Here is a 17,542-nt window from a genome sequence, read left to right as displayed (position 1 = left end):
GATGCGTCCCGATGATCGGCCCCTGGCCTTGACCCGGAAATGATAGCAGCGCCGCCCGCGGCGCCCCACCACTTGAACCCATGAAACTTTTCTACGCCGACCACTTTGTTCTTCCGCTGCCCCCGGGCCACCGTTTTCCGATGGAGAAATACGCCCGCCTGCGCGAGCGTCTTGCCGCCTCCGGGCACTTCGGCGCCAACGATTTCCACGTGCCCGCCGCCGCCAGCGATACGGAAATCCTGCGCGCCCACGACGCCGGCTACCTGCAGCGGATCGTGCGCGGCACGCTCGACGCGCACGAGGCGCGGCGTATCGGTTTTCCGTGGTCCGAGGCCATGGTCGAGCGCTCCCGCCGCTCGGCCGGCGCCACGCTGGCCGCCTGCCGCGCCGCGCTCGACAGCGGCTGCGCGGCCAACCTGGCCGGCGGCACCCACCACGCCTTCCGCGACCGCGGCGAGGGCTTCTGCGTCTTCAACGACGCGGCCATCGCCGCGCTGACCCTGCGCGCCGAAGGCCGTGTCGAACGCATCGCGATCATCGACTGTGACGTGCACCAGGGCAACGGCACCGCCGCCATCCTGGCCAAGCGGCCGGACTGTTTCACCTTCAGCATCCACGGCGCCCGCAACTACCCCTTCGAAAAGGAAACCAGCGATCTCGACGTGGAACTGCCCGACGGCACCGGGGATGTCGGCTATCTCGATGCCCTCGACGAGGCCCTCATCCCCGTGTTTGCCAGCCAGCCCCGGCTCGTGATCTACCTGGCCGGCGCCGACCCCTTCGAGGACGACCGCCTCGGACGCCTCAAGCTCACCAAGGCCGGCCTCGCCGCGCGGGACGAACTCGTCCTGTCCGAATGCCGCCGCCGCAATCTGCCGGTTGCCATCGCCATGGCCGGGGGTTACGCCCGGCAGATCGACGACACGGTGAGCATTCACGCAGCGACCATCGAAACCGCCCGCCGAGTCTTTACGTCACCTCAACAAAGCGCACCATGAGCACGGAAAACCACATCGCCCTTCTGATCGACGCCGACAACAGCCCGGCGGACAAAATCGACGAAATCCTCGACGAACTGGCCAAGCACGGCGTGATCAACATCCGCCGCGCCTACGGAAACTGGAAGAGCCCCGGACTGCGCAGCTGGGAAGCAGTCCTGCACCAGTACGCCATTCAGCCGATCCAGCAATTTGCCTACACGAAGGGCAAGAACGCCACCGATATGGCCATGAGCATCGATGCGATGGATCTGCTGTACTCGCAAAAGCTCGACGGCTTTTGCCTCGCATCGAGTGACTCCGACTTTACCCCGCTGGTCATGCGCATCCGCGCGAACGGATTGAAAGTCTTCGGTTTCGGCGAGCAAAAAACGCCTTTGCCTTTCGTCAACGCCTGCTCGAAGTTCCTGTACCTGGAAACCCTGGGCACACCCCCCGATGCACCGGCAGCCCCGCAAACCACGATGGCCGCTGCTCCGGCCGAAACACCGCCGCCTGAAAGCACGCCTCCCGCCGCAGCCTCTTCACCCCCGGCCATACCGCCCCGGCTCCCCGAGACCACCCGAAAATGCTCAAAAGAACTGAAAGGGGACACACGCCTCGTGAACTTGCTGCGCAAAGCCGTTGCAGCCGCGGCCGAGGAGGACGGCTGGGCCCATCTGGGATCCGTCGGTCAGCACATCTCCAAACAGGCCTCTTTCGACTCACGCAATTACGGCTACGCCAAGCTCAGCGAGCTGCTCCAGGCGATCGATCTGTTCGAACTCGACAAACGCGGCAAGATCGTCCATGTACGTGACCGCCGCGCAGCCGCGGGCCGCAAGGCTGCCCCTTAAGCCGACGGCTATAATCTTTTTCTTTCCGTGATCGCACGCCAGAGGACAGCCCCCATGCGTTTCGAAGGTTCAGACAACTACGTTGCCACCCCCGACCTGATGCTGGCGGTCAACGCCGCCATCCGCCTGCAACGCCCGCTGCTGATCAAGGGCGAACCGGGCACCGGCAAGACCATGCTCGCCGAGGAAGTCGCCGCGGCGCTCGGCATGCCGCTGATGCAATGGCACATCAAGTCCACGACCAAGGCCCAGCAGGGCCTGTATGAATACGACGCGGTATCGCGCCTGCGGGATTCCCAGCTCGGCGACGACAAGGTGAAGGACATCGGCAACTACATCGTCAAGGGCACCCTGTGGCAGGCCTTCGAGGCCGGCGAGCAAACGGTGGTGCTGATCGACGAAATCGACAAGGCCGACATCGAGTTCCCCAACGATCTGCTGCGCGAACTCGACCGCATGGAGTTCTACGTTTACGAGACGCGCGAGCTGGTTAAAGCCCGCCAGCGCCCCATCGTCATCATCACCTCCAACAACGAAAAAGAGCTGCCCGACGCCTTCCTGCGCCGCTGCTTCTTTCACTACATCAAGTTTCCCGACCGGGACACGATGCAGAAGATCGTCGATGTGCACTTCCCCGACATCAAGCGGACGCTGCTGAAGGAAGCACTGGAAGTTTTCTTCGGCCTGCGCGAAGTGCCCGGCCTGAAGAAAAAGCCGTCCACATCCGAACTGATCGACTGGCTCAAGCTGCTGGTGGCCGAAGAGATTCCGGTTGAAGCGCTCCGCTCGCCCGACCAGAAGGCGATCATTCCGCCGCTGCATGGCGCGCTGCTGAAAAACGAGCAGGACATGCACCTCTTCGAGCGGCTTGTCTTCATGGCCCAGCGCAACCGCTAGGCAGGCAAACCCATGCTCATCGACTTCTTCCTCCACCTCAAGGCGCGCAAGCTGCCGGTCTCGACGAAGGAATTCCTGACCCTGCTCGAAGCCGTCCAGGCCGGCCTGGCAGGGCACAGCATGGAAGACTTCTACTTCCTTGCCCGCGCCAGCCTCGTCAAGGACGAAAGCCATTTCGACCGTTTCGATCAGGCCTTCGGTGAATACTTCAAGGGCATCGAGGCGATTCCCGGGCTGGAGGTCGATCTGCCCGAAGAATGGCTGAAGGCGATGATGCACAAGCACCTCAGCCCCGAAGAAAAGGCCAAACTCGAAAAACTGGGCTGGGAGACGCTCATGGAGGAATTCAAGAAGCGCCTCCAGGAACAGAAAGGCCGCCACCAGGGCGGCTCGAAATGGGTGGGCACCGGCGGAACCTCGCCCTTCGGCAACAGCGGCTACAACCCGGAAGGCATCCGGGTAGGCGGAGAATCAGGCGGCAACCGCACGGCGGTAAAGGTGTGGGACCAGCGCGAATACCGAAACCTCGACGACACCATCGAGCTCGGTACCCGCAACATCAAGGTGGCGCTGCGCCGCCTGCGCCGCTTTGCCCGCCTCGGCGCACCGGACGAACTCGACCTGGACGGCACCATCGCGGCCACCGCCCGTAACGCCGGCTACCTCGACCTGATGATGCGCCCCGAGCGCCACAACGCCGTGAAGGTACTGATCTTTTTCGACGTGGGCGGCTCGATGGACGAGCACGTCAAGGTGTGCGAGGAGCTGTTCTCCGCCTGCCGCGCAGAGTTCAAACACCTGGAATATTTTTACTTTCACAACTGCGTGTATGACCACGTGTGGCGCGACAGCATCCGCCGTCACTCCGAGCGCACCCCCACGCTGGACGTGCTCCACAAATACGGGCCCGACTACAAGCTGATTTTTGTCGGCGACGCGACCATGAGCCCCTACGAAATCCTCCAGCCCGGTGGCTCCATCGAATACAGCAACCCCGAGCCCGGCGCCACCTGGCTGCGCCGCCTCGCCGACGCCTACCCGTCGCTGGCCTGGCTCAACCCGGAGCCGGAGCGCAGCTGGGACTACCGCCAGACCATCGGCATCGTCCGCCAGCTGATCGGGGAAAGAATGTTTCCGCTCACCCTGGACGGCATGACCAGGGCCATCACGCATTTGTCGCGCAAGAACTAGCGCCGGAAAATCACGGAACCCGGTAGCTGTCCTGGGTCATCACATCGACGCCGCAGGGCAGCTGCTCGATCCAGTCGAGGAAGCGATTGACCATCACCTTGCCCTCGAAGCGGCAGCCGTGCTGGGGCACGATCATCTCCACGTCCATCTGCCGGACCATGTTCACCCAGAAGCGGCAGATCTTGTTGGAGATCATGTAGCGACGATGAAAGCCGAGCATGGTCACCACGTGGTCGTCGAAGTTGCGCACCGGCTCGGCCGCCTGGACGTGATCGACCAGCGAGGCGCCCATGTCACCGGAAAACAGGATTTTTGAAACCGGGTCGTAGAACTGGAAGTTGCCTTCCGAATGCATGAAGTGGGCCGGCACGGCCTTGATCTTGTTCTCGCCAAGAAGAATGTTCATGCCCTCGTCGGGGATGCCGATGATCCGTGCGGTGTAGTCCTTGCCCGTGGTGAAGTGCGGAATGAAACGGGTCCACAGCCTTGAAATCATCACCTTGCAGTGGGTGGCCACCATCCACTTGTTCATCGACGCGATGATGTCGGGGTCGGCATGGGTGGCAAAAATGTAATCGAGCCCGCGGGACGGGAAAAAGCGCTGCATCGCCATCAGCAAGCCGGTGTAGGTCATGTTGCCACCCGGATCGATCAGGGCGCCGTGATCGCCGTCGACGATCAGAAACTGATTGCACTGGACAGCGTGGTCGGCCTCTTCGTCTACAAGGTCGTAAAAGGCCAGACAGGCATGCTTTCCATTGTTGAAGAGTTCGACGGCCATGGTGTTCGGATACCGGGAATCGGAAGGACCGCAACTGTAGCCGACATCGTCAAAATTCGAACACCCAACAACTATTGGCATTGACGATTGTCAAATTAATGCCTCGTAAGCTGCGAGGCTTTTAAGGTATGTTCCTCGTTTTGCTGTGCACCAAAAAGGTTATGCCGTGAATAAAGTACCCCTGCTCCTGTCTTCACTGATCGCCTTTGCGCTGCTCCAGTCGCCGACTGCATTCGCCCTCGGCAGCGGCCTCACGGGCGGAGCCGGGCTGCCGGGCAAGGCGGTGACGGCGGTGCCTTATGGCGGCGCCTATTCCGCGTCACAAAACGGCAAGCGCCCGCAGGATCTTAAGCGCCCCAGCGCAACGAGTTGCGCCCTCCACGAACAGACCCGTGGCATCACCGCGCCCATGAACCGCAGCGGCGATATCTACGCCGATTGCTCGGGCAGCAGGAAAGGCAGCATCCGCCCACGCGGCGGCAACAAGCCCGCCTCGGCCTACAACGCGCGCACCAACACCCTCAAGGCGGCCAGCGACGGCTACGTGAACCGCTCGGCAAGCAGCGCCATGATGCCCAGGAAGGCCCCCTCAATGTACGACCCGGCCACGGGTGTGCTCAAGCCGTCGAAAAAACAGAACGTCTACCAGATCTACCAGCAGTAAATAAAAAGGGGGCGAACCCGAAAGTTCGCCCCCTTTTCTTCTTCTGGCATCGCTGCGGCAAGGGCCGCGCGGCCCCTGCGCCAAGACGCGATCAGTTCGCGTTCATGACCAGCATCAACTGGTTGATGCGCTTCACGAAGCTTGCCGGATCGTCCAGCGTGCCGCCTTCGGCCAGCAGGGCCTGATCGAAGAGCACCGCGGCCCAGTCGGCAAACTGCTTGTCCTCGTACTTGAGGCGCAGCACCACCGGATGGGTCGGGTTGATCTCGAGGATCGGCTTCGACAGCGGCATGTTCTGGCCAGCGGCCTTCATCAGGCGGGCCAGGTTCATCCCCATGTCGTGCTCGTCGGCCACCAGGCAGGCGGGCGAGTCGGTCAGGCGGTGGGTCACGCGCACTTCCTTGACCTTGCCTTCGAGGCTTGCCTTCATCTTGTCGAGCAGATCCTTCAGGTCGCCGGTTTCCTTCTCGACGGCAGCCTTTTCGGCCTCGTCTTCCAGCGCGCCCAGATCAAGGCCACCCCGGGCAACAGAAGCCAGTTGCTTGCCGTCGAACTCTGTCAGGTTGCCCACCACCCACTCGTCGACGCGGTTGGACAGCAGCAGCACCTCGATGCCCTTCTTGCGGAAGATTTCCAGGTGCGGGCTGTTCCGTGCGGCGTTGAAGGTGTCGGCGGTGACGTAGTAGATCTTGTCCTGGCCTTCCTTCATGCGGCCGATGTAGTCGGCCAGCGACACGGTTTCGTCGGCGGTATCGGCAACCGTGGAGGCAAAGCGCAGCAGGCCGGCGATCTTGTCCTTGTTGGACTGATCCTCGCCGACGCCTTCCTTCAGCACCTGGCCGAATTCCTTCCAGAAGCTTGCGTACTTCTCTTTCTGGTTCTCGGCGAGGTCTTCGAGCAGGCCCAGCACCTTCTTCGTGCAGCCGGCGCGCAGTGTGTCGATGTCCTTGGATTCCTGGAGAATCTCGCGAGACACGTTGAGCGGCAGGTCGTTGGAATCCACCACCCCGCGCACGAAGCGCAGGTAGGTCGGCATCAGTTTCTCGGCGTCATCCATGATGAAGACGCGACGCACATAGAGCTTGACGCCATGGCGGGCCTGGCGATCCCACATGTCAAAGGGCGCGTGGCCGGGCACGTAGAGCAGCTGGGTGTACTCGTGGCGACCTTCCACCTTCGAGTGCGTCCAGGCCAGCGGATCTTCGTAATCGTGGCCGACGTGCTTATAGAACTCGGTGTATTCCTCGTCGGTGATGTCCGACTTGCTCCGCGCCCACAGGGCGTTGGCCTTGTTGACGGTTTCGTCCTCGTCGGTGACGACCTGCTCCTTCTTTTCGTCGTTCCACTCTTCCTTCTTCATCACGATGGGCTGAAGGATGTGGTCGGAGTACTTCTGGACGATGGAACGCAGCTTGCGGCTGGACAGCAAATCGTCCTGGTCTTCGCGCAGGTGCAGCGTGATCTCGGTGCCACGGTCGGCCTTGTCGATCGGCTCGACGGTGTACTCGCCGGCGCTGTCGCCGGTCATCGAGCACTCCCACTTCACGCCGTCGGCGCTGGCTGCGCCGGCACGCCGGGTACGCACCGTGACCTTGTCGGCCACGATGAAGGCCGAGTAGAAGCCCACGCCGAACTGGCCGATCAGGTGGGCATCCTTCTTCTGGTCGCCGGTGAGCTTGCCGAAGAATTCCTTGGTGCCGGACTTGGCGATGGTGCCCAGGTTGGTCACCACCTCGTCACGGCTCATGCCGATGCCGTTGTCGGCAATGGTCAGCGTCCGGGCGGTCTTGTCGTAAGCCACGCGGATCTTCAACTCGGCGTCGTTCTCGAACAGCCCGCCGTTCTCGAGCGCTTCGAAACGCAGCTTGTCACAGGCGTCAGAGGCATTCGAAACCAGTTCCCGCAGGAAGATTTCCCGGTTCGAATACAGCGAATGAATCATGAGGTGCAGCAGTTGCTTGACCTCGGCCTGGAAGTTCAAGGTTTGCGCGGACATTTGCTCGACAGTCATAAAGCTTGCTCCATAGGGACCGTTAACGATCCCCATATGGGTGCGGTCATCCGACTTTCAAGCCCCTATCCTGCTCCCCACGTCATTTTGTCCCGATGGAACGAGCCCGAAGCCACGCCTCCGTCCTTCCCGCGCTGCCCCAGACCGGCGACGCGCCCGCACCGGACCGCAACGCCGGCAAGTCGCTCCGGCGCCTGCGGCTGGCCGTGTGGGTGACCTTCGCGCTCATGGCCGCGCTGGTCATCGGTGTTGGCGCATCGCTGGTTCGCTACGACCGGGAGCAAGCGCTCAAACGCGCCGAATCGGAACTCCAGAGCCTCACCCGCCTGCTCGAAGAACACGTCGCCCGCAGCTTCGGCGAAACCGAAAGCGCCCTGGCCGACCTGGCCGGGCTGCTCGCCACCCGCAACGGCGCCGACGCCTTCGGCGAACGCGAGCTCCAGGCCACGCTGCGCCAGCGGGCCGGTCATCTGCCCGAAGTCGAATACCTTTATGTCGAGCGCGAAGACGGCAGCCTCGCCGCCCACTCCCGCGATGCACAAACCCGGGATAACGCCGCCGTGGCGCCAGCACCACGCACCGCCCTGCCCCAGCGCCTTGCCGACGGCTTCGAGATCGGCAACCCGACACGCAGCCCCGGCAGCGGGCAATGGGTCACCCCGGTCACCCGGCAGGTTTTCGATGCCTCCGGCAAATACCTGGGCACGGTGGGCGCCGCCATCAGCCATGCCTACTTCGACGGCATGTACCGCGAACTCCAGCTGTCCGACCGCGACACGATCCTCATCCTCCACGCCACCCGCGCCATCACCCTGATCCACCATCCGCCGATCGACAGCCTGATCGGCGTGAGCGTGATGGACTCACCCGCCATCGGCCCTCAGGAGTCCCGCAGTCTGGTGGTTACCGGCACGCTGAATGGCGAGTCGGCGGAGCGCGTCACGGCCTACAGGCGCCTCGCCGATCGCCCGCTGGTCGTGGGCACCAGCCGGCTGCTCGACGACGCCCTGGCAGATTTCGAAGAACACCGCAGCCGCATCGCCGCCGCTGCAACCTTCATGCTGGTGCTGCTCGGCGCCCTCGCCCTGCTCCTCCACCGGGACACCCTGCGCCGCGACGAAGATCGCCAGGCCCTGGCTGAACTCAACGCCACGCTCGAAGACCGGGTCCGCATCCGCACCGAAGAGCTCGAACAGACCAACCGCGAGCTGCTGAGCTTCAGCTATTCCGTCTCCCACGACCTGCGGGCACCGCTGCGCGCCATCAACGGCTTTGCCCACGCCCTGGAAGAAGACTACGGCGAGCGCCTCGACGACACCGGGCACAACTATCTGGCACGCCTGAAAATGGCCAGCCTGCGAATGGGCGATCTGATCGACGAACTACTCAAACTGGCCAGTGTTTCCCACCGCCCGCTGCACATCGAGCACACCGACGTGTCGGCCATCGCCCGGGAAATTCTCGGCGACCTGGCAAGCCACTCACGCGAGCGCGTCATGCTTTTCCATGTGGATCCCGACCTCGGCGCCGACGCCGACGCGGCGCTGATCCGCAAGGCCCTCGAAAATCTGATCGGAAACGCCTGGAAGTTCTCGCGGGACAGCCATCCCACGCTGATCCAGGTGGGCGGACGCCTCCACGGCGACGAAAACCTGTTCTACGTCACCGACAACGGCATTGGATTCGACATGGAGCACGCCGCCCGGCTGTTCCAGCCCTTCCAGCAACTCCACAAGCGCGACGGCTTCGAGGGCGCCGGCATCGGCCTCGCCAGCGTGCGCCGCATCATCGAACGCCACGGCGGATCGGTGTGGGTGGAATCGGCGCCGGGAACCGGCACCACGGTATTCTTCACGCTGCCGCGCAGCCCGGCGATGGTGCGCCGGCCTCGGGAGCGGATGCAAAAATAACGGGGGCCGCCGCTACACGTAGCGGATTTCCAGCACCTCTATCTCGCGCAGCCCGGCCGGGCTCGCAAAACGCACCACATCGCCCTCTCGGGCCTTGAGCAAGGCCCGCGAAAGCGGCGCGATCCAGCTGATACGGCCCTCCGAGGCATTGGCCTCATCCACACCGACGATCTGGTACGTGGACTCGCTCTCGCCATCGACGTCGCAAACCGTCACCGTCGCGCCAAAGTACACCTGCTCGACGTTCTCCTGATCGGCGGGCGTCACCACCGTTGCGCTCTCGAGCCGCTTGAGCAGAAAACGGATGCGCCGGTCGATTTCCCGCAGGCGCTTCTTGCCGTAGATGTAGTCGCCGTTCTCGGAACGGTCGCCATTGGACGCGGCCCAGCGGATGGTTTCCACCAGCACCGGACGCTCGCCCCGCACAAGCTGGTCGAGTTCGGCACGCAGCACTTCATAGCCGCGGCGGGTCATGTAGTTGTGGGTGCCAGGCGGCAAGCTCGGCACGCCCGGCGCCGAGTCCTCATCGTCCTCGTCGTTTTCCCTGACGAAAGCCTTATTCACGCTGCAACACTCCGGAAACACAAAAACGGGACGCCAATGGTAGGAGCGGCCCGCCGCACTGGCAAGCGGCGAGCGCTCCGGTTTGCCCTTCAGTGATAAATGGCAGGCTGGGTCATCAGGGTGCCGTAATCGGCAATCCAGTTCTCGAAATCGAGCATTTCGGTGGCTGCCTCGGCCACGTCCCGCAGTTCGCGGCGAAAACGCCGGGCGGCTTCGTCCCGGAACAGGGCGCCAACCCCGCGCCGCTTGTCGATCACCTCCACGGCATCGAGGTTGGGATAATCCACCACGTAAAGCACCGGGTTGTTGAGTACCACGTTCATGACAGGTCTCCTGGACAGCGGTTTGGCCTTCTGTGCGTTGGTGCAACTTTTGGTGCCACTTCGGGTGATGCTACAGGTGGGAACGTCCGCAGCCGTTGCAAGTTCCCGCACGTCGTTGTATTTCCTTCGACCCCGGCCTAAGATTCAGCGAAACCCGCTTGCAGGCGCGCAATCACGAATCCCGACCAGGCATGAACGACAGCAACGAACCCACCGCCGATGTCACCAGCCTTTCGTCAAGGCTGAAGGTTCTCACCACCGAGCACCGGGATCTCGACGCCATCATTCACCAGATCGCCCTGGCACCGCCGCCTGGCGACGATCTCCTGCTGCGCCGCCTCAAAAAACGCAAGCTGTTGATCAAAGACCGTATCTCCATCATTCAGCACATGATGGATCCTGACGTGCCGGCCTGACTTTCAGGGCGGCCACAACCCCAGCCCCTCCGCGACGAAAACCGCATGCCTATCCACCGTAACGCCGGGGCCGACACGCTCGCCCTGCACGCCGGCCAGACGCCCGACCCTGTTCACCATTCGCGGGCCACGCCGATCCACTTCACCACCAGCTACGTCTTCGAAAGCTCCGACCACGCCGCCGCCCTGTTCAATCAGGAGCGCGCCGGCCACGTCTATTCGCGCATTTCCAACCCGACCAACGCGGTGCTCGAAGAGCGCATCGCCGCCCTCGACGGCGGCGTCGGCGCCATCGCCTGCGCCAGCGGACAGGCCGCCCTGATGCTCGCCATCACCACGCTGATGGGTAGCGGCGGCCACATCGTCGCCTCGCGCTCGCTGTACGGCGGCTCCCATAATCTGCTCGCCTACACGCTGCCCCGCTTCGGTATCGAAACGACCTTCGTCGCGCCCGGTGACCTTCACGCCTGGCACGCGGCCATCCGCCCCGAAACCCGGCTGCTGTTTGGCGAAGCCATCTGCAACCCGAGCCTCGAAGTGCTCGACATTCCGGCCGTCGCCGACATCGCCCACGCCGCCCGCGTGCCGCTGATGGTCGACGCCACCCTGGTCACGCCGGCCCTGCAGTGCCCCATCGACCTCGGCGCCGATCTGGTGATGCACTCGGCGACCAAGTTTCTCGGCGGCCACGGCGTGGCAATCGGCGGCCTGCTTGTGGATGGCGGCAGCTTCGACTGGGAAAGCGCCGCAGCGCACTTCCCCACCCTTACCGAGCCCTACGACGGCTTCCACAACATGGATTTCGCTGAGGAATCCCCCATTGCGGCCTTCCTGCTGCGCGCCCGCCGCGAAGGCCTGCGCGATTTCGGCGCCTGCCTGTCGCCGATGAACGCCTTCCAGATTCTGCAAGGCATCGAGACCCTCGGCCTGCGCATGCAACGCCACGTCTCCAACGCACGCGCGCTGGTCGCCCACCTGGCCGCCCACCCACTGGTCGAATCAGTGGCCTGGCCCGAACTCGACAGTCACCCGGACAAAGCCCTCGCCGCCAGGCTGTTGCCGAAGGGCTGCGGCGGCGTGTTCAGCTTCAGCCTCAAGGGCGGTCGCCCTGCCGGCAGCAGCTTCATCGAAGCCCTGCGTCTCTTTTCGCACCTGGCCAACGTCGGCGACGCCAAGTCGCTGGCCATCCACCCGGCCAGCACCACCCACTTCCGCATGTCGTCGCAAGCACTGCTTGCAGCCGGCATCACCGAAGGCACCATCCGCCTGTCGGCAGGGCTCGAAGATCCGTCCGACCTGATCGAAGACCTGGACCGCGGCCTCCATGCCGTCCAGAAGGCCATATCACGATGAAAATCAACCTCTCCGACCTGCACTCCGGCCACATCTCCGGGTACTCCAGTTATTTCTACACCGGCGGCCGCGCCCTTGAACCCGGGCGCCCGACTGCCGTGTTCATCCACGGTGCCGGCCACGACCACAGCGTCTGGACCCTGCAAACACGCTACTTCGTGTCCCACGGCTGGAACGTGATTGCGCCCGATCTGCCCGGCCACGGCCACTCTGCCGGGCCAGGCCTCAAGTCGATCGACGAGATGGCGAAATGGGTGCTGGCGGTAATCACCGAACTGGGTGTCCGGCACGTCATGCTGACCGGCCACAGCATGGGCTCGCTGATTGCCCTGCAGGCGGCGGCCACGGCCCCCGGCCAGATTGAACGCCTGGCCCTCGTCGGCTCCGTCGCCCCCATGCCGGTCGCTGCGCCGTTGCTGGATGCCACGCTCACCGACCGGAACAAGGCCCACGCCATGATCAACCAGTGGTCCTACGCCCCGCGCGCGCAACTGGGCGCCAGCAGCATTCCGGGCCTCTGCCTCACCGCGCTCAATGAGCGCCTGATGCAGCGCCAGGCCCCCGGCGTGCTCCACACCGACATGGCCGCCTGCAATGCCTACATCGGAGGCTTCGACGCCGCGGCCCAGGTGCGCTGCCCAACCCTGCTCCTCAGCTCGGCCCAGGATCGCATGACGCCACCCAAGGCCATCGAGCCCCTCGCCAAAGCCTTCACCGGCGGCGCCCCGCTCACCCGCATCATCCTGCCCGACGCCGGTCACGCCATGATGTCCGAAGCCCCGGGCGCCGTTCTGGACGCCCTGTGGAACTTTGCCAGCACTCCCGTTGCCCACCAGGAAGCACCAATGACCTGAAGCCCCGTCCCCGCCGCCATCAACTTCAAAAAAACGATAACGGAAAAAATCATGGCCCAGCACACTCCCCCGACAGACCACGAGGCAGCCGCTGCTGCACTGCCTTTTCCCACCATCCGCAGCATCGGCCTCGGTGCCCCCTTCCGCTGGATAAGCCTGGGCTTCGCCGATCTCAGAGCCTGCCCGGTCGCCAGCCTTTTCTACGGCTTCTGCTTCACCGCCATGGGCCTGCTGGTTACTTTTGTCTTCGAGCACGCCTATCAGTACACCTCGGCGGTTTCCACGGGCTTCCTGCTGCTGGCCCCCTTCTTTGCGATGGGTCTTTACGAACTCTCACGACGACGACAACTCGGCCAGCCCTGCGAGCTGGCGCCCACCCTCACGGTATGGCGGCGCAACGCCGGCAATATCGCGGTGTTTGCTGCCGTACTCACCGTGGTTTTCCTGATCTGGGCACGCGCGTCGCTGGTGATCTTCGCCATGTTCTACACCCAGGAAATGCCCAATCTCACCGGCTTCCTGACCCAGGTACTGTCCATCGACAACCTTGAATTCCTGATGATCTATTTCGGCGTCGGCCTCGTGTTCGCCCTGCTTGTGTTTGCCGTCAGCGTGGTGTCGATCCCGCTGATGCTCGACCGCAACCAGGATGCCGTCACCTCGATGATCGCCAGCATTCGCGCCCTGGCCGAAAATCCGCTGCCGCTGCTCGTCTGGGCCGCCCTGATCGTCACGCTGACCCTCCTCGGCTTTCTCAGCTTTCACCTCGGTCTTGTGGTACTGATGCCCGTGGTCGGCCACGCAACCTGGCACGCCTACCGGGATCTGGTGGCACCGCTTCCGCGTTAATTGCGGCGCGCGTCACCCCGCGCCAGCGCGATCACCGCCCCCAGCACGATCACGCCACCGGCTGCCTGGGGCAGCGCAAGCGGTTCGCCGAGAAACACCGCGGCCAGCACAAACGTCACCACCGGCTCCAGCGTCGACAAGGTGGCCGCATCCGCGGCACCAAGACGCTGGATGCCCGCAAAAAAGCTCACCATTGCCACCACCGTCGACACCAGCGCGATCGCCAGCACGGCCACCCAGGCCGTCGGCGAATCGGGAAAGCGCGGCTCCGTCACCCAGCAGATCACGCCAAACACCGCCGCCGCAGAGAGCATCACCACCGTTGCCGCCGCGAGGGAATCCTCCGCCCTCAGCACACGGCTGCCGACAAGGATGTACACCGAATAGATCAGCGCCGTTGCCGCCCCGAATGCAATCCCGAGGCTGCTTCCGGCAAGCCCGCCGCCAATGGTCAGGGCGGTGCCCAGCAAGGCGGCAATCACCGCAGCAACGCGCAGCACAGTGAGCCGCTCACCCAGAAAAACCACGCCCAGGACGGTGACCAGGAAGGGATAGAGGTAGAGCAGCAGGGACACCAGCCCCGCCGATGCATGCTTGAGCGCCGAGAAAAAGCACAGCGACTGCCCCACGTAGCCCACGCCTCCCATCAGTGCGAGCACCCGCATATTGCGGCGCGACGGCCAGCGCCGGCGCCCCGCAACCATCACCGCGGCCATCACCCCGCCAGCGATCAGAAAGCGCAGGAACAGCACTGCCGTAAGCTCCACGCCACCAGCGAAGGCGAAGCGTGCAAAAATCGCCATCGCCCCGAAGGACACCGCCGACAACGCGATCAGGCCAGCCCCTGTCCAGCGTGGGTTCATCGTTCGCAACAAGGCACGGCCTTCCCGAAAAGGGTCGAATCCTGCGGCCCGCCCCGGAGGGCGTCAAGAAAAAGCAGGCATTTGGGCCACACTGGCCGCCCCCTGGCGCCATTTCTTGCAACAAGCCTTTGCAATCCGGCGCCTCCTGTGGCGAAAATGCCAATTGATGCTTTTTCGCATTCACCGAAAGGCCACCATGCAGACCCGAACCCTCCTCTCCCTCGCTCTCGTCCTTGCGCTTGCCGCCGCCCGGGCACACGGCGCCGACGCCTCGGCTCCCGTGCTCCCCACCGCCGACATCTCGGTCGAAAGCAGCCTTAGCGCCCCCAACGACCAGTTTCGTGCGCAGGTGTATTTCGAAGCCACCGACAGCAACCCCGCCGAACTCGCCCGCAAGGTAAACAGCACGATCAGCCAGGCCATCCAGACCTCCCGCGCCTATCCCGCGGTCAAGGTGCGCACTTCGGGCAACAACACCTACCCGATCTACGGCAAAACCGGCCGCAACATCGAATCCTGGCGCATGCGCTCCACGCTGGCCCTCGAAAGCAAGGACACCGCACCGCTTTCCGAGCTCATCGGCAAGCTGCAGCAGACCATGGTGATCGGTGGACTCAGCGCCGCGCCTTCGCCGGAAACCGTCAAGAAAGCCGAAGACGAAGCCATCACCAACGCCCTCGCCGCATTCCAGGCGCGGGCCCGGCTGGTTGCCGCCGGCCTCAATAAAAAGTGGAAGATCAAACACGTGTCGGTGAACACCACCGGCATCCAGCTCAAGCCTGTCATGCCATATGCCCGCGCCGCCATGATGGCCGCCGATGCGGCGCCGGCCCCCATCGAAGCCGGCGAAAGCCCGGTGTCAGTGTCGGTGAGCGGGCAGATCGAGCTGATGGAATGATCGCCCTGATCCAGCGGGTGCTCGAAGCGCGCGTCACGGTTGCCGGGCAAACGGTCGGCGAGATCGGCCCGGGGCTGCTCGCACTGCTTGCCGTCGAAAAAGGCGACGCGCCGGCCAACGCTGCGCGCATGGTGGAACGCCTGCTGGGCTACCGGGTTTTTTCCGATGCCGAGGGCCGCATGAATCTCTCCCTCGCCGACACAGCCGGCGAACTGCTGCTGGTATCGCAGTTCACCCTGGCCGCAGATACCGCCAAGGGAATGCGTCCCAGCTTCACGCCGGCCGCAACGCCCGAAGACGCCGAGCGCTTGTTCAACGAAGTCGTCGCCCTTGCAAAGCGCTGCCACCCGAAGGTGGCGACCGGCGTATTCGGCGCAGAAATGTCTGTTTCACTGATCAATCATGGCCCGGTTACTTTCCGTCTCACGGCTTGAGCGCCGCCTCGGCCTGCTGCTTGCACTGGTGCTTCTTGCCGGCTGCAGCCAGGTTCCGGAGCGCCCCGCGACATCCTCCGCGCCCCACCGCGCCTCAACGCCGTCGCGCAACTGGTTTGCGCTGCCCCGTGACGACCACGCGCAGGAACTGGTGCTCTACGCACTGGGCCTGCTCGATACCGGCTACCGCTTCGGCGGCAAGAACCCCGAAGCCGGGCTCGACTGCAGCGGAATGGTCAGCTACATCGTCGAACAGGTAAGCGGCAAGAAACTGCCCTACAACGCAGCCGGCATTGCCGAACGCACCCGCCCGGTGCCTGCCGGCGCAATCCGCCCGGGCGACCTGGTGTTCTTCAACACCCTGGGCCGCAGCTACTCGCACATGGGTATCTACATGGGCGACGGCAAGTTCATCCACGCGCCCAACAGCCGCGGCAAAGTGCGGATCGAGCGCATGGACAACCGCTATTTTGCCGCGCGCTTCGAGGGCGCACGCACCCTTCAGCCAGAGGGCTGACGCCCTCTTCCCCTCAGCGATTTCAGGCTTCTTCCTTCAGCCAGCGGGCGGCTTCAAGCGCGTAGTAAGTCAGGATGCCATCGGCGCCGGCGCGCTTGAAGGCCAGCAGCGCTTCCATCGCACACGCCTTGTCGTCCAGCCAGCCGTTGGCCGACGCAGCTTTCAGCATCGCGTATTCACCGCTCACCTGGTAGACGTAGGTGGGCACCTGCAGCTCGGTTTTTACGCGGCGAACGATATCGAGGTAAGGCATGCCGGGCTTCACCATGAACATGTCGGCACCTTCCGAGATATCCAGCGCCACTTCACGCAGCGCCTCGTCGGAATTCGCCGGGTCCATCTGGTAGGTGTATTTGTTGCCCTTGCCCAGGCTGCCGGCCGAGCCCACCGCATCGCGGAAAGGGCCGTAGAAGCTCGACGCATACTTGGCCGAATAGGCCAGGATGCGGGTGTAGATCTGCTCTGCGCCGTCCAGCTCGGCACGGATACGGGCCACGCGGCCATCCATCATGTCGGACGGTGCCACCACGTCGGCACCCGCCCGGGCGTGGCACAAAGCCTGTTTGGCCAGCACTTCGAGGGTTTCATCGTTGAGAACGTAACCCGTTGCGTCGATCAGGCCGTCCTGGCCGTGACTGGTGTAGGGATCGAGCGCCACATCGGTGATCACGCCGAGATCCGGAAAGCGCGCCTTGAGCGCCTGCACAACCCGCGGCACCAGGCCATCGGGATTGAAGGCCTCGGCGGCATCGAGGGATTTCTTGCCATCCTCGACCACCGGGAAGAGCGCCAGCGCCGGCACGCCAAGCGACACCGCCTCCTCGGCGATGCGCAGCAGATTGTCGAGGGAGACGCGACTGACGCCGGGCATCGACGCCACAGGCTGGACGATCTGCTCGCCTTCGAGCACGAACACCGGATAGATCAGGTCGTCCGCCGACAGGCGATGCTCGCGCATCAAACGGCGGGAAAAATCATCGCGACGCATGCGACGCATGCGGGTCGCGGGAAAGGCAGACTGGACTTGCTTCATGGGGGTCTCACAGTGCTTACATCCGGAAACGAATTGTAGTGGGAACTTTCCCCCCGGCGCACGCACTAACGAATAGATGGTGATGAGCCATCTCCCGCTACACCTCCCTGAGCGGGTGCCTTGAGCAAGCAAGGCATTTTGACCCCCGGC

The 17,542-nt window shown here is 63.9% G+C and carries 19 protein-coding genes; 13 read left to right on the top strand and 6 right to left on the bottom strand.

Features of this window, described 5'->3' with window-relative positions; genetic code table 11:
- Window positions 1–80: 80 nt before the first annotated feature.
- The 4 genes from Q1W26_RS18545 to Q1W26_RS18530 are packed head-to-tail and all read left to right on the top strand — an operon-like array spanning window position 81 to window position 3,922.
- Window positions 81–998 carry a histone deacetylase gene (locus Q1W26_RS18545; RefSeq protein ID WP_300443151.1) on the top strand — a complete coding sequence of 306 codons (918 nt, stop codon included), beginning with the start codon at window positions 81–83 and terminating at the stop codon, window positions 996–998.
- Window positions 995–1,834, top strand: coding sequence for an NYN domain-containing protein (locus Q1W26_RS18540; RefSeq protein ID WP_300443170.1), 840 nt, complete (start codon window positions 995–997; stop codon window positions 1,832–1,834). Before Q1W26_RS18545 ends, Q1W26_RS18540 begins: the two co-directional genes overlap by 4 nt.
- A gap of 54 nt (window positions 1,835–1,888) precedes the next feature.
- Window positions 1,889–2,731 carry a MoxR family ATPase gene (locus Q1W26_RS18535; protein WP_300443149.1) on the top strand — a complete coding sequence of 281 codons (843 nt, stop codon included), beginning with the start codon at window positions 1,889–1,891 and terminating at the stop codon, window positions 2,729–2,731.
- Window positions 2,732–2,743: 12 nt separating this feature from the next.
- The gene (locus Q1W26_RS18530; protein ID WP_300443147.1) at window positions 2,744–3,922 is read left to right on the top strand and encodes a VWA domain-containing protein; all 1,179 of its coding nucleotides are present in this window, start codon (window positions 2,744–2,746) and stop codon (window positions 3,920–3,922) included.
- A 10-nt stretch (window positions 3,923–3,932) separates the two neighbouring features.
- Here the strand turns inward: Q1W26_RS18530 and Q1W26_RS18525 are convergent, their stop codons facing one another.
- Window positions 3,933–4,703 (bottom strand): MBL fold metallo-hydrolase, encoded by a 771-nt coding sequence (locus tag Q1W26_RS18525; protein ID WP_300443145.1) that lies wholly within the window; start codon window positions 4,701–4,703, stop codon window positions 3,933–3,935.
- Window positions 4,704–4,869: 166 nt separating this feature from the next.
- Between Q1W26_RS18525 and Q1W26_RS18520 the strand changes: the two genes are divergently transcribed.
- Window positions 4,870–5,367, top strand: coding sequence for a hypothetical protein (locus Q1W26_RS18520; RefSeq protein ID WP_300443144.1), 498 nt, complete (start codon window positions 4,870–4,872; stop codon window positions 5,365–5,367).
- Window positions 5,368–5,458: 91 nt separating this feature from the next.
- Here the strand turns inward: Q1W26_RS18520 and htpG are convergent, their stop codons facing one another.
- A complete protein-coding gene (gene htpG, locus Q1W26_RS18515; RefSeq protein ID WP_300443143.1) occupies window positions 5,459–7,378 on the bottom strand; it encodes a molecular chaperone HtpG in 1,920 nt (639 codons plus the stop codon).
- A 95-nt stretch (window positions 7,379–7,473) separates the two neighbouring features.
- Between htpG and Q1W26_RS18510 the strand changes: the two genes are divergently transcribed.
- Complete coding sequence (locus tag Q1W26_RS18510) at window positions 7,474–9,288, top strand: ATP-binding protein (protein ID WP_300443141.1); 1,815 nt, start codon at window positions 7,474–7,476, stop codon at window positions 9,286–9,288.
- A 12-nt stretch (window positions 9,289–9,300) separates the two neighbouring features.
- On the opposite strand, the gene greB is transcribed toward Q1W26_RS18510, so the two are convergent.
- Both greB and Q1W26_RS18500 read right to left on the bottom strand, forming a co-directional pair.
- Window positions 9,301–9,852, bottom strand: a complete 552-nt coding sequence (gene greB, locus Q1W26_RS18505) for a transcription elongation factor GreB (RefSeq protein ID WP_300443140.1) — start codon at window positions 9,850–9,852, stop codon at window positions 9,301–9,303.
- Between the two features lie 89 nt (window positions 9,853–9,941).
- Complete coding sequence (locus tag Q1W26_RS18500) at window positions 9,942–10,175, bottom strand: hypothetical protein (RefSeq protein ID WP_300443138.1); 234 nt, start codon at window positions 10,173–10,175, stop codon at window positions 9,942–9,944.
- A gap of 191 nt (window positions 10,176–10,366) precedes the next feature.
- Here Q1W26_RS18500 and Q1W26_RS18495 point away from each other — a divergent pair, with 191 nt between their 5' ends.
- From Q1W26_RS18495 to Q1W26_RS18480, 4 genes are read left to right on the top strand one after another with little or no spacing between them, the layout of a single operon-like run.
- A complete protein-coding gene (locus Q1W26_RS18495; protein WP_300443136.1) occupies window positions 10,367–10,591 on the top strand; it encodes a DUF465 domain-containing protein in 225 nt (74 codons plus the stop codon).
- A 45-nt stretch (window positions 10,592–10,636) separates the two neighbouring features.
- Window positions 10,637–11,944 carry an O-acetylhomoserine aminocarboxypropyltransferase gene (locus tag Q1W26_RS18490; protein WP_300443134.1) on the top strand — a complete coding sequence of 436 codons (1,308 nt, stop codon included), beginning with the start codon at window positions 10,637–10,639 and terminating at the stop codon, window positions 11,942–11,944.
- The gene (locus Q1W26_RS18485) at window positions 11,941–12,798 is read left to right on the top strand and encodes an alpha/beta hydrolase (RefSeq protein WP_300443132.1); all 858 of its coding nucleotides are present in this window, start codon (window positions 11,941–11,943) and stop codon (window positions 12,796–12,798) included. Before Q1W26_RS18490 ends, Q1W26_RS18485 begins: the two co-directional genes overlap by 4 nt.
- Before the next feature lie 51 nt (window positions 12,799–12,849).
- Window positions 12,850–13,647 carry a DUF2189 domain-containing protein gene (locus Q1W26_RS18480; RefSeq protein ID WP_300443130.1) on the top strand — a complete coding sequence of 266 codons (798 nt, stop codon included), beginning with the start codon at window positions 12,850–12,852 and terminating at the stop codon, window positions 13,645–13,647.
- Here the strand turns inward: Q1W26_RS18480 and Q1W26_RS18475 are convergent.
- Window positions 13,644–14,510: a DMT family transporter gene (locus tag Q1W26_RS18475; RefSeq protein ID WP_300443128.1), complete on the bottom strand. Its 867-nt coding sequence runs from the start codon at window positions 14,508–14,510 to the stop codon at window positions 13,644–13,646. The two genes, Q1W26_RS18480 and Q1W26_RS18475, sit on opposite strands and share 4 nt — an antisense overlap.
- Window positions 14,511–14,706: 196 nt before the next feature.
- Between Q1W26_RS18475 and Q1W26_RS18470 the strand changes: the two genes are divergently transcribed.
- Genes Q1W26_RS18470 through Q1W26_RS18460 form a run of 3 tightly spaced genes read left to right on the top strand, consistent with a single transcriptional unit; the run spans window position 14,707 to window position 16,359 of the window.
- Window positions 14,707–15,408: an SIMPL domain-containing protein gene (locus Q1W26_RS18470; protein WP_300443126.1), complete on the top strand. Its 702-nt coding sequence runs from the start codon at window positions 14,707–14,709 to the stop codon at window positions 15,406–15,408.
- Window positions 15,405–15,842 (top strand): D-aminoacyl-tRNA deacylase, encoded by a 438-nt coding sequence (gene dtd / locus Q1W26_RS18465; RefSeq protein WP_300443124.1) that lies wholly within the window; start codon window positions 15,405–15,407, stop codon window positions 15,840–15,842. Before Q1W26_RS18470 ends, dtd begins: the two co-directional genes overlap by 4 nt.
- Entirely contained in the window at window positions 15,811–16,359 is a 549-nt protein-coding gene (locus tag Q1W26_RS18460; protein ID WP_300443122.1) for a C40 family peptidase, read from the top strand. The genes dtd and Q1W26_RS18460 overlap by 32 nt, the downstream gene beginning before the upstream one ends.
- A 22-nt stretch (window positions 16,360–16,381) precedes the next feature.
- Here Q1W26_RS18460 and hemB read toward each other — a convergent pair whose 3' ends face one another.
- A complete protein-coding gene (gene hemB / locus Q1W26_RS18455; RefSeq protein WP_300443120.1) occupies window positions 16,382–17,392 on the bottom strand; it encodes a porphobilinogen synthase in 1,011 nt (336 codons plus the stop codon).
- Between the last annotated feature and the right edge of the window lie 150 nt (window positions 17,393–17,542).

The sequence above is a fragment of the Zoogloea sp. genome, from assembly GCF_030157465.1.
GTDB lineage: Bacteria > Pseudomonadota > Gammaproteobacteria > Burkholderiales > Rhodocyclaceae > Zoogloea.
This window is presented reverse-complemented; position numbering and strand designations above follow the sequence as displayed.

Excerpts from the sequence above, each read along its gene's own strand:
- Q1W26_RS18545 (WP_300443151.1), top strand. The coding sequence starts at position 81 with ATGAAACTTTTCTACGCCGACCACTTTGTTCTTCCGCTGCCCCCGGGC.
- Q1W26_RS18540 (WP_300443170.1), top strand. The coding sequence starts at position 995 with ATGAGCACGGAAAACCACATCGCCCTTCTGATCGACGCCGACAACAGC.
- Q1W26_RS18535 (WP_300443149.1), top strand. The coding sequence starts at position 1,889 with ATGCGTTTCGAAGGTTCAGACAACTACGTTGCCACCCCCGACCTGATG.
- Q1W26_RS18530 (WP_300443147.1), top strand. The coding sequence starts at position 2,744 with ATGCTCATCGACTTCTTCCTCCACCTCAAGGCGCGCAAGCTGCCGGTC.
- Q1W26_RS18525 (WP_300443145.1), bottom strand. The coding sequence starts at position 4,703 with ATGGCCGTCGAACTCTTCAACAATGGAAAGCATGCCTGTCTGGCCTTT.
- htpG (WP_300443143.1), bottom strand. The coding sequence starts at position 7,378 with ATGACTGTCGAGCAAATGTCCGCGCAAACCTTGAACTTCCAGGCCGAG.
- Q1W26_RS18510 (WP_300443141.1), top strand. The coding sequence starts at position 7,474 with ATGGAACGAGCCCGAAGCCACGCCTCCGTCCTTCCCGCGCTGCCCCAG.
- Q1W26_RS18500 (WP_300443138.1), bottom strand. The coding sequence starts at position 10,175 with ATGAACGTGGTACTCAACAACCCGGTGCTTTACGTGGTGGATTATCCC.
- Q1W26_RS18495 (WP_300443136.1), top strand. The coding sequence starts at position 10,367 with ATGAACGACAGCAACGAACCCACCGCCGATGTCACCAGCCTTTCGTCA.
- Q1W26_RS18490 (WP_300443134.1), top strand. The coding sequence starts at position 10,637 with ATGCCTATCCACCGTAACGCCGGGGCCGACACGCTCGCCCTGCACGCC.
- Q1W26_RS18485 (WP_300443132.1), top strand. The coding sequence starts at position 11,941 with ATGAAAATCAACCTCTCCGACCTGCACTCCGGCCACATCTCCGGGTAC.
- Q1W26_RS18480 (WP_300443130.1), top strand. The coding sequence starts at position 12,850 with ATGGCCCAGCACACTCCCCCGACAGACCACGAGGCAGCCGCTGCTGCA.
- Q1W26_RS18475 (WP_300443128.1), bottom strand. The coding sequence starts at position 14,510 with ATGAACCCACGCTGGACAGGGGCTGGCCTGATCGCGTTGTCGGCGGTG.
- Q1W26_RS18470 (WP_300443126.1), top strand. The coding sequence starts at position 14,707 with ATGCAGACCCGAACCCTCCTCTCCCTCGCTCTCGTCCTTGCGCTTGCC.
- dtd (WP_300443124.1), top strand. The coding sequence starts at position 15,405 with ATGATCGCCCTGATCCAGCGGGTGCTCGAAGCGCGCGTCACGGTTGCC.
- Q1W26_RS18460 (WP_300443122.1), top strand. The coding sequence starts at position 15,811 with ATGGCCCGGTTACTTTCCGTCTCACGGCTTGAGCGCCGCCTCGGCCTG.
- hemB (WP_300443120.1), bottom strand. The coding sequence starts at position 17,392 with ATGAAGCAAGTCCAGTCTGCCTTTCCCGCGACCCGCATGCGTCGCATG.